This window comes from Actinomadura luteofluorescens, from assembly GCF_013409365.1.
GTDB classification, from domain to species: domain Bacteria; phylum Actinomycetota; class Actinomycetes; order Streptosporangiales; family Streptosporangiaceae; genus Spirillospora; species Spirillospora luteofluorescens.
Genome location: NZ_JACCBA010000001.1, coordinates 8,637,455 through 8,650,180, shown reverse-complemented (window position 1 = coordinate 8,650,180; position 12,726 = coordinate 8,637,455). Strand labels below are relative to the sequence as shown.

At 72.7% G+C, this 12,726-nt stretch carries 10 protein-coding genes and 1 riboswitch; all 10 genes read right to left on the bottom strand.

Annotated features, from left to right (window positions below):
* Positions 1-7 precede the first annotated feature (7 nt).
* Complete coding sequence (locus BJY14_RS39865) at positions 8-814, bottom strand: HTD2 family dehydratase (protein ID WP_179848321.1); 807 nt, start codon at positions 812-814, stop codon at positions 8-10.
* A 19-nt stretch (positions 815-833) separates the two neighbouring features.
* Positions 834-1,811: an SDR family NAD(P)-dependent oxidoreductase gene (locus tag BJY14_RS39860; RefSeq protein WP_179848320.1), complete on the bottom strand. Its 978-nt coding sequence runs from the start codon at positions 1,809-1,811 to the stop codon at positions 834-836.
* A 34-nt stretch (positions 1,812-1,845) separates the two neighbouring features.
* Positions 1,846-3,012: an NADH:flavin oxidoreductase gene (locus tag BJY14_RS39855; protein WP_312879663.1), complete on the bottom strand. Its 1,167-nt coding sequence runs from the start codon at positions 3,010-3,012 to the stop codon at positions 1,846-1,848.
* 204 nt (positions 3,013-3,216) lie between these two features.
* On the bottom strand, positions 3,217-4,374 hold the full coding sequence (locus tag BJY14_RS39850; RefSeq protein WP_179848319.1) for an acetyl-CoA C-acetyltransferase: 1,158 nt from the start codon (positions 4,372-4,374) through the stop codon (positions 3,217-3,219).
* Positions 4,375-4,398: 24 nt separating this feature from the next.
* Positions 4,399-5,016: a TetR/AcrR family transcriptional regulator gene (locus BJY14_RS39845; protein WP_179848318.1), complete on the bottom strand. Its 618-nt coding sequence runs from the start codon at positions 5,014-5,016 to the stop codon at positions 4,399-4,401.
* A 44-nt stretch (positions 5,017-5,060) separates the two neighbouring features.
* Positions 5,061-5,840 (bottom strand): SDR family oxidoreductase, encoded by a 780-nt coding sequence (locus BJY14_RS39840; protein WP_179848317.1) that lies wholly within the window; start codon positions 5,838-5,840, stop codon positions 5,061-5,063.
* On the bottom strand, positions 5,837-7,075 hold the full coding sequence (locus BJY14_RS39835) for an acyl-CoA dehydrogenase family protein (protein WP_179848316.1): 1,239 nt from the start codon (positions 7,073-7,075) through the stop codon (positions 5,837-5,839). The genes BJY14_RS39840 and BJY14_RS39835 overlap by 4 nt, the downstream gene beginning before the upstream one ends.
* A gap of 24 nt (positions 7,076-7,099) precedes the next feature.
* Positions 7,100-8,362, bottom strand: a complete 1,263-nt coding sequence (locus BJY14_RS39830) for a glycosyltransferase (RefSeq protein WP_179848315.1) — start codon at positions 8,360-8,362, stop codon at positions 7,100-7,102.
* Entirely contained in the window at positions 8,346-11,237 is a 2,892-nt protein-coding gene (locus BJY14_RS39825) for a bifunctional glycosyltransferase/CDP-glycerol:glycerophosphate glycerophosphotransferase (protein ID WP_179848314.1), read from the bottom strand. The genes BJY14_RS39830 and BJY14_RS39825 overlap by 17 nt, the downstream gene beginning before the upstream one ends.
* 206 nt (positions 11,238-11,443) lie before the next feature.
* Complete coding sequence (locus BJY14_RS39820) at positions 11,444-12,211, bottom strand: CHAP domain-containing protein (protein ID WP_179848313.1); 768 nt, start codon at positions 12,209-12,211, stop codon at positions 11,444-11,446.
* Between the two features lie 11 nt (positions 12,212-12,222).
* A riboswitch (cyclic di-AMP (ydaO/yuaA leader) is annotated at positions 12,223-12,369 on the bottom strand.
* Between the last annotated feature and the right edge of the window lie 357 nt (positions 12,370-12,726).

The window sequence follows — 12,726 nt, the reverse complement described above, 5'->3', positions numbered from 1 at the left end:
GACACGCCTACGCGAAGGTGGCGGTCATCGCCGTGGCGTCGCCCGGGGCGTGGATCGAGAGGGTGCCGTCCGGGGACCCGGCGGCCACGAACGGCTGCCGCGCGTAGACGGGCCTGCGGGCGCGGAACGACAGTTCGCGCACCTTCAGGCCCGCCCGGCGCGGCAGCTCCAGGCAGAGGATCGCGAGCAGCGGCCCGTGGACGACGAGCCCGGCGTGCCCCTCGACCTCGGTCGCGTACGCCTCGTCGTAGTGGATGCGATGGGCGTTGTAGGTGAGGGCGCTGAACCGGAACAGCATGACCGGATCGGCGGCCGTCCTCAGCGTCCACGGCGCGTCCACGTCCGGCGCCTCGAACGCCGCCCGCTCCGGACGCGACGCCGTGTCGCCGCTGCGGTAGACGAGGTCCTGCTCCTCGGCCGCGATCTCTGCACCGTCCCGCACGAAGGTGTGCCGGACGGTCACGAACAGCATCTCCCCGCTGCGCCCCCGCTTCACCGCGGTGGAGGCGAGCTCAGTCCGGCGCGTGACGGCGTCCCCGACGCGCAGGGGCTCGTGGATCCGGAACCGCCCGCCGGCGAACATGCGGCGCCGCTCGGGGATCGGCGGGAGGAACCGTCCCTCGCGCGGATGCCCGTCCGGCCCCAGTTCGCGCTGAGCGGGGCGTTCCAGGAAGTGCAGCCAGTGCCACAGGGGCGGCAACTCCTCCCCCGGCGGCTCGACGTCGAGGACCCCGGCCAGGGCCGCCGCCGGCCCGGCGCCGAGGACCTCGCTCGTCTCCTGCGGTTCCGGGGCCCATCCCGCGATGTCGATCACGGCCCCATCGTCGCAGGCGCTACGCGAACGCGTTCACCCCGGTCAGCTCCGCCGACAGCTCCCACAGCCGCCCGGCCTGCCCCGGGTCGGTCGCGTAGGAGCACACGCCGCTGGAGGGCGCGTCGATCCGGCCGCGGCGCCCGGGCTCGCCGTCCGGGACCTGCTCGGCGACGTCGCAGTCCTCGCAGTACACGCCGCCCATGCCGTCCAGCCGCGGGGACGTGGCCGCCCACACGGCCGTCGCCGCGCCTTGCTCCGGCGTCTTGAACCCCTGGCCGATCTCGTTCCCGTCCTCGTCGATCCAGCCGTTCGCCACCTTCTCCTCCAGGGGGATGTGGCGCTGGAGCGGCGTCAGGATGCTTCCCGGATGGAGCGAGAAGGCCCGTACGTCGTCCTTGGCGAGCGCGTCCAGGTGGACGGCGAACAGCACGTTGGCCGTCTTCGCCTGCCCGTACGCCTCCCACTTGTCGTAGCCGCGCTCGAACTGGACGTCGTCCCAACGGATGGGTGAGAAATGGTGCCCGCGCGACGAGACCGCGACGACACGGGCCCCCGGCCTGAGGGCCGGCCACAGGCGGTTCACCAGCGCGAAGTGCCCGAGGTGATTGGTGGCGAACTGCGCCTCCCACCCGGGCCCGACCCGCGTCTCCGGGCAGGCCATGACCGCGGCGTTGTTGATCAGGATGTCGATGCCGCGCCCGGACGCGAGGAATCGCTCCGCGAACCCGCGCACGCTCTCCAGGTCGGCCAGGTCCAGCTCGTCGACCTCGACGCCGTCGATGCCGCCGACCGCCTCCTTCGCCGCGTCCGGCCGCCGCGCCGGGACCACCACCTGCGCCCCCGCGCCCGCCAGGGCCCGCGTCGTCTCGAGCCCGAGGCCCGAGTAGCCGCCGGTGACGACGGCGAGCTTCCCCGAAAGGTCGATGCCCGCGAGGACGTCCCCGGCCGTGCTCTCGAAGCCGAAACCCGATCCGATCGTGTGCTGTGGAGTGGTCATGCTCCGAACGCTACGAGCTGGAGCGCGCTCCAGGTCAATCCGGGCGCGGGATGAGCGGGCAGTGGGTGCCCCGGTAGACCGTCGGGACGCAGCGGTTGCAGTGGACGCACAGGGACGGCGTGGACGGGTCGGCGGCGATCCGGTTCACGAGGTCGGGTTCGCGGAGCAGGGCGCGGGCCATGGCGACGAACTCGAAGCCCTCCGCCATCGCGGTGTCCATGCTCGCGCGGTCGGTGATGCCGCCCAGAAGGATCAGGGGGAGGTCGAGTTCGGCGCGGAACCTGCGGGCGTGCTCCAGCAGGTAGGCGTCCTGGTACGGGTAGGAGCGCAGGAACCGCTTGCCGAACATCCGCAGGCCGATGCGCATCGGCAGCTTGTAGCTCGCCGCGAACTCGGGGATGGGCATATCGCCGCGGAACAGGTACATGGGGTTGAGCAGCGAACTTCCGGCGGTCAGCTCCAGCGCGTCCACGGTGCCCTCGTCCTGGAGGGCGCGGGCGACGTGGAGGCTGTCGTCGATCTCCAGGCCGCCGCGCACGCCGTCGCGCATGTTGAGCTTGGCGGTGATCGCGATGCGGTCGCCGACCTCGTCCCGGACGGCGCGGGCGATGCCGAGCGCGACCTTGGCCCGGTTCTCGATCGGCCCGCCGTGGCCGTCCTCGCGGCGGTTGAGGCGGGGGCTGAGGAACGAGCTGGCCAGGTAGTTGTGCCCGAGGTGGATCTCGACGGCGTCGAATCCGGACTCGATCGCGAGCCGGGCGGCCTCGGCGTGGGCGCGGGTGATGCGCTCGATGTCCTCCGCCGTGGCCACCTTGGTGAAGGCCATGCCGAGCGGGTTGAAGAACCGCCCGGCCGAGACGGCGGGCAGCCCGTTCGAGCTGGCGTCGGCGACCGGGCCGGAGTGACCGAGCTGCGCGGACGCGGCGGCGCCCTCCGCGTGCACGGCGTCGGTGAGCCGCCGCAGCCCGGGGACGGCCTCCGGCCGCATCCAGATCTGCCGCCGCTCGGTCCGTCCCTCGGGCGCGACGGCGCAGTAGGCGACGGTGGTCATGCCCACCCCGCCGGCGGCCGGGCGCCGGTGGTACTCGATCAGGTCGTCGGTCACCAGCGCGTCGGGCGTCATCCCCTCGGACGTCGCCGCCTTGATCACCCGGTTCCGCAACGTCAGCGGCCCGAGCCGCGCCGTTTCGAAGACCTCCACAATCCGCCTCCCAGCCTCGTTGATCCGGAACATCGACCACAACCACGGGTCGGGCGGCCGGAAGGCGCTCCGGCGCCTGGAGGTCGCACGATCCGCCGAGCCGGGCGACCGCAGCGACACGACAACAACCCGCACGGGCACCTCAGCCGTGGCGTGAGGATCGCCCCGGCTCGCAACGGGGGTTCCAGGGGGTCGCCCCCAGGGCTAGCCCAGCCGCTCGATGATGGTGACGTTGGCCTGCCCGCCGCCTTCGCACATGGTCTGGAGGCCGTAGCGGCCGCCGGTGCGGTCGAGTTCGTGCAGGAGGGTGGTCATCAGGCGGGCGCCGGTGGCGCCGAGGGGGTGGCCGAGGGCGATGGCGCCGCCGTTGGGGTTGGTCGTCGCCGGGTCGGCGCCGGTCTCCTTGAGCCAGGCGAGGACGACGGACGCGAACGCCTCGTTGATCTCGACGGCGTCGATGTCGCCGATCGTCATCCCGGTCTTCTTCAGCGCGTGCGCGGTGGCGGGGATGGGCGCCGACAGCATCCGGATGGGGTCCTCCCCGCGCGCGGAGAGGTGGTGAATGCGGGCGCGCGGCGTGAGGCCGTGGTCCTTGACGGCCTGCTCGGAGGCGATGAGCAGCGCGGCGGCGCCGTCGGAGATCTGCGACGAGACGGCCGCGGTGAGCCGGCCGCCCTCCACGAGGGTCTTCAGGCCCGCCATCTTCTCCAGGGTGGTGTCGCGGCGCGGGCCCTCGTCGGCGGCGACTCCCTCCAGGGGAACGGTCTCGCGCTCGAAGCGGCCCTCGTCGATGGCGCGGATGGCGCGCTGGTGCGACTCGTAGGCGAACGCCTCCATCTCCTCGCGGGAGATCTCCCAGTCGCGGGCGATCATCTCGGCGCCGTTGAACTGCGACACCTCGGCGTCGCCGTAGCGGCGCGTCCAGCCCGCCGAGCCCGCGAAGGGGCCCTCGGTGAAGCCGAGCGGGGCGGCGGCGGTCATCGCCGAGCCGATCGGGATCTGCGACATGTTCTGCACGCCGCCCGCGACGACCAGGTCGGACGTCCCGGACAGGACGGCCTGCGCCGCGAAGTGCACGGCCTGCTGGGAGGAGCCGCACTGCCGGTCGACCGTGACCCCGGGGACCTCCTCGGGGAGCCCGGCGGCGAGCCAGCAGGTGCGGGCGATGTCGCCGGCCTGCGGGCCGAGGGTGTCGACGCACCCGAAGACGACGTCCTCGACGGCGGCCGGGTCGATCTTCGTCCGGTCCATGAGGGCGGTCAGCACGTGCGCGCCGAGGTCGGCGGGGTGCACTCCGGCGAGCCCGCCGTTGCGGCGCCCGACCGGGGCGCGGACCGCGTCGACGATGTAAGCCTCGGCCATGGGGGTGTCTCCTTCGTACGGGGCCTAGCTCGCCCGGATCCCTTCGAGGAACATGGCGAGGTACTGCTTGGCGATGTCGTCGGCGGACAGCCGTCCGCCGTGCTGGTACCAGTTCGCCGCGACCCAGACGGTGTCGCGGATGAAGCGGTAGATGAGGGTCCGGTCGAGGTCGGCGCGGAAGGCGCCCTCCTTGACGCCGCGGTCCAGGAGGGACAGCCACATCTCCTCGAACCGCCGCTGGGAGTCCAGGAGGTAGTGGAACCGCTCGCTCGTCGCGAGGTGCTTGGACTCGTTCTGGTAGAGGACGACGGCGGGACGGTGCTTGTCGATCGAGCGGAACGACTCGACGACGATGGCCTCCAGGGTGTCGCGCGCGCTGAGCCCGGCGTCCAGAACGCGGTCGTAGGCGGCCCACATGTCGTCCAGAAACGTCGACAGGATCTCGTCGGCCATCGACTCCTTGGAGTCGAAGTGGTAGTAGAGGCTGCCGCCGAGGATCCCGGCGGCGTCGGCCACCTTCCGGACGGTGGTGGCGGAGTAGCCCTGGGAGGCGAACACCTCGGCGGCCGTGGCGAGCAGCTCGGCCCGCCGTCCCGCGCGGGCGGCGGCGGTGCCCTCGGCGTCGCGCCGTCGTGGACTCATGCGCTGTTCCTCATGTACCGGTGTTCCTCATGTAACTGGTGTCCCTATGCGTGCTGGGAGGAGACGGAGACGATCTCGCCCGTCATGTACGACGAGTAGTCGCTGGCCAGGAAGACGATAACGTTGGCCACCTCCCACGGCTCGGCGTAGCGGCCGAACGCCTCGCGGCGCGTCAGCTCCTCCAGCAGCTCCTCGGACGTCACCTTGACCAGGTGCGGGTGCATGGCCAGGGACGGGGAGACGGCGTTGACCCGGACGCCGAAGTCGGCGGCCTCCAGCGCGGAGCAGCGGGTGAGGGCCATGACCCCGGCCTTGGCAGCGGCGTAGTGCGACTGGCCCTTCTGGGCCCGCCAGCCGATCACCGAGGCGTTGTTGACGACGACGCCGGAGCCCTGCTCCCGCATGAGGCGCAGGGCGGCGCGGGTGCAGCGCATCGTGCCGGTGAGGGTGATATCGAGGACGCGGTCCCACTGCTCGTCGGTCATGTCGACGAGGTCCGCCGTCCCGCCGAGGCCGGCGTTGTTGACCGCGACGTCGATGCGGCCGAACCGCTCCACGGCCCGGCCGTAGAGGGCCCGGACCTGGTCCTCGGAGGTGACGTCGCAGGGCAGCACGTCGACCCGGTCGGCGCCGAACTCCTTCTCCAGCTCCGCCGCGGTCGCGGCGAGCCGACGCTCGTGCGCGTCGGAGAGCAGGACGCGGGCGCCCTCCTCCAGGCAGCGGCGGGCGGTGGCGCCGCCGATCCCGGCTCCGGCCGCCGCGGTGATCACGACGGCGCGGCCGGCGAGCAGGCCGTGCCCGGGGACGTAGGGGGGCGGGGTCATCCGCGTGCCTTCCTGTCGGCGGCCGGTTCACGGGGCAGGCCGAGCACGCGCTCGGCGATGATGTTGCGCTGGATCTCGTTGGACCCGGCGTAGATGGTGTCGGAGCGGGAGAACAGGAACAGCCGCTGCCAGTCGTTCAGGTCGTAGGGCTGCTCCTGCGCGGCCGCGCCGTCCGGGCCGGTGCCCGGCGCTCCGTCGGCGACGAGGCCGGCGGCGCCGAGGACGTCCATGGCCAGCTCGCCGAGCTCGCGGTGCCAGGTGCCCCAGACGAGCTTGGAGATGGACGACTCGGGGCCGGGCGCGCCCGCCGCGACGCCCGCCATGGTGCGCACCGCGTTCAGCCGCATGATCTCCAGGCCCATGTAGGACCGGGTGAGCCGGTCGCGCAGCAGGGGGTCCTCGATGGCCCCGGTGCGCCGGGCGAGGTCGGCGACGCCCTCGAACTCGCGCCGGAACCCGACCTGCTGGCCGAGCGTCGCGACGCCGCGCTCGAACCCGAGCGTCGCCATCGCGATCTTCCAGCCGTCGCCGGGCGCGCCGACGATGTTGCCGGCGTCGGTGCGGGCGCCGTCGAAGAACACCTCGTTGAACTCGGAGGTGCCGGTGAGCTGGACGATCGGCCGGATGTCGACGCCGTCCTGCCGCATCGGGACGAGCAGGTACGACAGTCCCTTGTGGCGGGACGACCCGGGCTCGGTGCGGCACACGGCGAAGCACCAGTCGGCTTCGAGGGCCAGCGACGTCCACACCTTCTGGCCGTCGACCACCCAGTGGTCTCCGGCGAGTTCGGCGCGGGTCTGCACGTTGGCGAGGTCGGAGCCCGCGTTCGGCTCGGAGTACCCCTGGCACCACAGCTCCCGCGCCGCCACGATCGGCGGCAGGAAGCGGGCGCGCTGCTCGTCGGTGCCGAACGCGATGATCGTGGGGCCGAGGAGGTTCTCGCCGATGTGGTTGACGCGGGCGGGCCCGTCGGCGAGCGCGTACTCCTCGTGGAAGATCACCTGCTGCTCGACGGTGGCGCCGCGTCCGCCGTACTCGCGGGGCCACCCGACGCAGGTCCAGCCGGCGGCGGCCATGTGGCGCTCCCAGGCCAGCCGCTCCTCGAACGCCTCGTGCTCGCGGCCGGGGCCGCCGAGCCCGCGGGCGTGCGCGAACTCGCCCGACAGGTTGGCCTGGAGCCAGTCGCGGACCTCGGCGCGGAAGGCCCGGTCCGCGGGGGACTCGTTCTGCTTCACGCCGCGAACTCTACCAAACAGTTGTTAGAAAGAATCACCCCCCAGGGCGGGTTCGGCCTCCCGGGCCGCGACCCGGCCCGGGACGGGCGGCACCGGCCGGACCGGCGCGGGAGCCGGCGCGGCGGCCGCGAACTCGCGGTGCAGCAGGTCGAACAGCCGGTCCCACCGGGCGAGGACCACGTCGGGGCGGAACCGGAGAACCGACGCGCGGGCCCCGGCCCCGAGCAAGCGGCGCAGCTCCGGATCCTCGATGAGCCGGCCGAGCGCGGCGGCGAACGCGGTGACGTCGCCCGGTGCGGCCAGCAGACCGTCCCGTCCGTCCTCGATCAGGGTCCGGACGCCCGGCGCGCAGTCGAACGCCACCGTCGGCAGCCCGTAGGCCATCGCCTCCAGCACCGACATCGGGAAGCCCTCGGCCCGCGAGGGCAGCGCGAGCACCGACGCCTCGACGAGCGCCTCCTCGACGTCGGCCACCACGCCCCGGAACTCGACGGATCCGGACAGCCCGGCGGCGTCCGCCCGCGCCCGCAGCTCCGGCTCGTCCGGGCCGTTGCCGTACACGTGCAGCCGCCACCCCGGATGCCGTCCGGCGACGCGCTCCCACGCCTCCAGCAGCAGGTCCACGCCCTTCTCGTAGGCCAGGCGGCCGACGCAGGCGACGACGGGCAGGTCGAGCGTGGGATGCACGCTCGGTGTGACGTGCAGAGCGTTCGGGATGTGGTCGACGTTGGTCATGCCGTCCCGGGCCCAGGCGTCGGCGTCCTCGGCGGTGAGGACCAGCATCCGGTCGGCGCGGGCGTAGTGCTCCTTGACCCGCCGGTACCGCGACGACCCGCGGGTCGCCTGGTAGGACTCGTGGCTCATGCCCACGACGCGCAGCCCGGAGGTGTCGGCGAGCCGCACCCACTCCATCGCCCACACCTGCGCCACGATGACGACCGCCCCCGGCCGCGCGGCGGCGAACAGCTCCGACAGGCGCGCCGCGCCGCGCCGCTGGGCGGCCGTCCGCCGCAGGTCCCGGGCCCGCGCCGCCGGGTCGAGCCGCCGCAGCGCCTTCCCCGGACGCCACGCGAGCGTGGGCGACCGCCACTCGCCGTGCAGCACCTCGACGGCGTAGGAGCCGTCGCGGCCGTGGTGGTGCGGCTCTGTCCCCCGCGTGACGCCGACGAGGGTGACGCGGTCGCCGCGCCCCGCCAGCAGCCGCGCCATGTGGTGCGCCCACCGCTGGAGACCGCCCATGTCGTCGGCGTTGTTGCACACGATGAAGACGTCACGCGGCGCGGCCATGGCGCTTCCCCCTCCTGCTCGGCGCGGCCGGGAAGTAGCGGTCCGCCACCGCCCGGGCGGCGGTGCCGCGGTCGTGCTCGCCGAAGCGCGTGGCGAACGCGCGGCGCCGCCTGGCGTGCACGGCCTCGGCCGCCTCCAGGCCGGCGAGCGCGGCGACGAGCTCGTCCTCGGTGCGGGTGATCGGCCCGGGGCCGTGCCGCTCCAGGTCGAAGTAGCCGGCGGCGAGGTCCCGGCCGTCCGGGAGGTGCAGCACGATCGGCCGGTCGAGCAGGGCGAAGTCGAACATGATCGAGGAGTGGTCGGTGACGAGCGCGTCCGCCAGCAGCAGGAGCGGCGTCACGTCGGGCACCGCGCCGACGTCGCGCATGACCTCGCGGGCGCCCGGCGGCACGTTCGCCCGGCACAGGTAGTGGGGCCGGACGAGCAGGACGTACTCCTCCCCCAGCTCCCGCGCGAAGACCGCCGGATCCACCGGCGGGTCCAGCAGCCGGACGGGACGCCCCTTCGGCCCGGTGACGTACGTGGGCGCGTACAGGACGGCGCGGCGCCCGTCGTCCAGGCCGAGCGCGTCGCGCAGGGCCGCGACCTCGGAGGCCAGCTCCGGATCGCCGTCCACCCCGTTGACCAGGGGGTCGTTGCGGGGATACCCCACCGGGAGCAGCTCGGAGCGGACGCCGAGACCGCCGCAGAGCGTCTCGGTGTCGTGCCCGGAGCGCACCAGGAAGCAGTCGAAGCGCTCCACCATCCTCCGCAGCCGCGCCTGGTCGCCCGCGGGGCCCGACTTCAACCGCGGCTGGTCCAGCCCCATCAGCTTGAACGCCGACCCGTGCCAGGTCTGGATGTAGGTGGTCTCGGGACGCTTGCGCAGCCGGTCCGGGAAGCCCTGGTTGTCGATCCAGAACTGGGCCCGCGCGAGCGCCAGGTAGTACGCCCATGATCCGCGCTTGACGAGCCGGGCGTCGTCCGGGAACCCCTTGGGGGACGACGCGTACGACCACACCGCCGTCACCGGACGCCCGGACCTGCGCAGCTCCCGGTAGAGGTACTTCGGGTTGTCGGAGTAGTGGCGGCCGAGCTGGCTCTCGAAGACCGCCAGGCCGGTCCGGACGGGCAGCCGGCTCAGCACCCGGTTGAACACGACGATCTTGGTGTTCCGGCCGGTCAGCGTCCGGCGCACCGCCCTGTCCAGCGACCGCGCCCGACGGCGGGCCAGCCGCGCCGGGCGGGACAGGGCGGCGCGGCGGGCGAGCGCGCGGGTGAGCCGCGCCCACGGGCTCCCCGTCTCCAGGGCGAACGCCAGGTGCCCTCCCTCGGTGACGTACGAGCGGAGCCGGTCCCCCGCGAACCGCGTCAGCCGCGGGCGGACGGGCAGCGCGACGCCGCCGAGCGACGGCGACCCGCGGCCCTCGCCGAGCCGCGTGACCACCTCCTCGCCGTCCACCCGGATCCTCAGCCGGACGTCCCAGACGGGGTCGATGAACCCGAAAGGGCGGATCTTGCGGGCCGGGTCGAACTCGGCCCGCCAGGTGAGCCGGTCGCCCTCGTGCCGGACGGACGCGCGGATCCGTCCCTTCCTCGCCCGGCGGCGCCGGTCGAGGAACTCCAGCGTTCCGGCCAGCTCCGCTCCCCGCGGGATCCGCTCCAGCGGGTTCAGCACGTACCCGGCCATGAGCACGCGGCCGCCGCGCGTCTCCAGCCGGGTGACGGTGTTCGCCGGGCGCAGCTCCCGGAGGGGCCGCACGTGGAAGCCGAAGGCCGTGACGTCCAGGACGCGGCGGCCGAGCGTCCCGCGGGGGCGCCCGGCGCCCCAGTAGACGCGCCCGTCCCGCTCCACGAGGCGGGCGCGCAGTTCGGGACGCTTCACGGGGTCGTACTCGGCGGCGGCGAGCGCCCCCGCGTGGTCGCCCTCGCGGATCAGGTGGGCGGCGATCGCGGGCAGCGGGTTGGCCTGCTCGAAGACCCGCGGGTCCAGTTCGGCCAGGTAGGCGGCGGCCAGATCGAGGAAGCGCGCCTGGTGGGCGGGGGCCTTGTCGCGCAGGTCGCGCAGGTAGAGCACCAGGTCGTGGTTGACGAACTTGACGTCCTTGGCCCGCTGCAGGTCGTAGGCGCCGCGCAGCGCGAAGAGCATGTCGATGCGGCGGTGGATCTCCAGCCGGTCGGCGAAGTTGGCCAGCTCGGTGCGCCGGTTGGAGATCGACGGCGCCCGCGTCCGCTCCTTGACCAGCCAGTTGTAGACGCGGTGCGGGATCAGGGCGGTGCGCCCCGCCTCAAGGTAGGCCTCGGCGGTGAACAGCAGGTCCTCGTAGTGCAGCCGCTCCACGAACCGCAGCCCGTGCTCCTCCAGGAAACCGCGCCGGTACGCCTTGTTGGTCGACAGGGTGTCGTAGAGGAGGTCGGGGTTCTCGTTCAGCGACTCGTAGACGGCGCTGTGCCGGTAGAGCCACGGATACCAGGGGCGGATGCGTCCCTTGGCGCCCTCGGGCACGTCGAGGAAGATCCGGTCGCAGAGCCCGGAGACCATGTCGGCGCCGGTGTCCTCGGCGGCGGCGAGGAGGTTGAGGCAGGCGTGCCGGTCCAGCAGGTCGTCGCTGTCGAGGAACATCACGTACCGGCCCGTGGACGTCTCGATCCCGGTGTTGCGGGGACGGCCGCATCCCCCGGAGTTGGCCGGCAGGTGGACGGCCCGGACCCGTCCGGGATGGGCCGCGGCGAGCCGGTCGGCGGCCTCGCCGGTGCCGTCGGTGCTCGCGTCGTCGACGATCACCGTCTCGACGCCGCCCAGCGACTGCGCCAGCGTCGAGGCCACCGCCCGCGGGAGCCTCCGCGCGTCGTTGTAGGCGATCACCACCACGCTGACATCCGGGCGCACCGCCATGGGCATCCCCCTCCGCAGACTCCGGCGTGCTGCTTTCCTTTCCACGAACGCCGCACTGAGGTCCAAGAGGGATCAAAAGCTGTCAACGCTTCGCATTACCCACCGTGAGCGGAGGCATTGGGCACAACACCCGGAACACCTGAAGGCGCCCGGCCGGGGGGCCGGGCGCCCTCATGGAGTGTGCGCCTTCTCGGGGGGCGTTCGGGTCAGCGGGCGTAGTCGGGGTAGCCGTAGCCGACGACCTGCGACTTCTCGCGGACCTTCTTCTTCACCGCGTTCTCGGTGTTGCCCTCGATGGTGGTGATGCTGCCGTCGCCGTTGTCCTTGACGACGATGCCGACGTGGTCGATGTCACCGATGCCGGCCTTCGAGCCGTCCTGCCAGTCGAAGAACACCACGGCGCCCGGCTTGGCCTTGTGGCCCCAGCGGTCGGTCTGCTTGAACCAGCTGGCGTGCTGGACGGTGTAGGCGTCCCAGCCCATGTTCTTGACGCCGGTCTGGGCGCCGAGCCAGGAGACGAACATGTTGCACCACTGGGCGCCGTTGTACTCCTTGACCGAGAAGCCGCCGTCGCGCTTGGCGGTGGCCTTCGCCTGCGGGGTCGAGACGTACCACTTGTGGTACTTGGTCTGGCCGCCCTTGCCCTCGTGGACGCCGACCTGCTGCTGCGCGAGCTTGATCACTTCGGCGGGCTTGACGGCGTGCGGGGGGACCTTGAAGCCCTCGCGCCGCGCCTCGGCCGCGACGTTCTCGGCCTTCACAGTCTTGACCTGGGAGGAGTCGTGCGCGGCGGTGCCCTGCTCGGCGACCGCCGCCGTCTGGGCGGAGGTCTCGGCGACCGCGCGGCCGCCGGCGAGGGGGTTGACCACCGAGAGCCCGACCGCGCCGGCCAGGACCGCGCCGACGGCGACGCCGACGGCCTTGTCCTCGGGCGTGAGGCGGTGGAGCGAAAGTCGATCGAACAGACCGGACATGCAGGGAATCTCCTTGTCTTCCATGGCGCCTACCGGGTTAGCTGACGGATTCGGGCATGGAAGCAGCCCTACGGCGCGACTCTCGGGCGCGCCGATTCACCCCAGAAACGTGGGTCCCCGGCTCCGATCCGGTCGCATCGACCGGGCGGACTCGGCCTCGCACCGCGCGAGCGGTGCAGGTATACGGATGCCTTCACTGACAGATCTTGATGAGGGGGCGCGCGTCACATGGCGCGCATCGCGTGCGGATTCCGCTCCGCGATCCTCGGCCGCGCATGGTGCGGCCGGTGGCAACGCATGGGACGCGTTGCGTGATTCGGGATCGAAGGTACCAACCTTCTCAAGAAAAGCAAACCAGGCATAAAGTAAAGTCTTGCCTGCTCAAAGCCCTTCCAAGAGACTCCCAACACGGAGACGGTCCCGCGTCTTCCCGATCTTTGTCAGGACGCCCCGCAACCCCTTGCCCGCCGTACTTACCGGCCCTTCGGGAAAAGGTAAAGAAGATCGAATTGCGG

Bases quoted from the DNA above. Each gene is read 5' to 3' on its own strand.
- BJY14_RS39850 (WP_179848319.1), bottom strand. From the start codon at position 4,374: ATGGCCGAGGCTTACATCGTCGACGCGGTCCGCGCCCCGGTCGGGCGC.
- BJY14_RS39825 (WP_179848314.1), bottom strand. From the start codon at position 11,237: ATGGCGGTGCGCCCGGATGTCAGCGTGGTGGTGATCGCCTACAACGAC.
- BJY14_RS39840 (WP_179848317.1), bottom strand. From the start codon at position 5,840: ATGACCCCGCCCCCCTACGTCCCCGGGCACGGCCTGCTCGCCGGCCGC.
- BJY14_RS39820 (WP_179848313.1), bottom strand. From the start codon at position 12,211: ATGTCCGGTCTGTTCGATCGACTTTCGCTCCACCGCCTCACGCCCGAG.
- BJY14_RS39830 (WP_179848315.1), bottom strand. From the start codon at position 8,362: ATGGCCGCGCCGCGTGACGTCTTCATCGTGTGCAACAACGCCGACGAC.
- BJY14_RS39845 (WP_179848318.1), bottom strand. From the start codon at position 5,016: ATGAGTCCACGACGGCGCGACGCCGAGGGCACCGCCGCCGCCCGCGCG.
- BJY14_RS39860 (WP_179848320.1), bottom strand. From the start codon at position 1,811: ATGACCACTCCACAGCACACGATCGGATCGGGTTTCGGCTTCGAGAGC.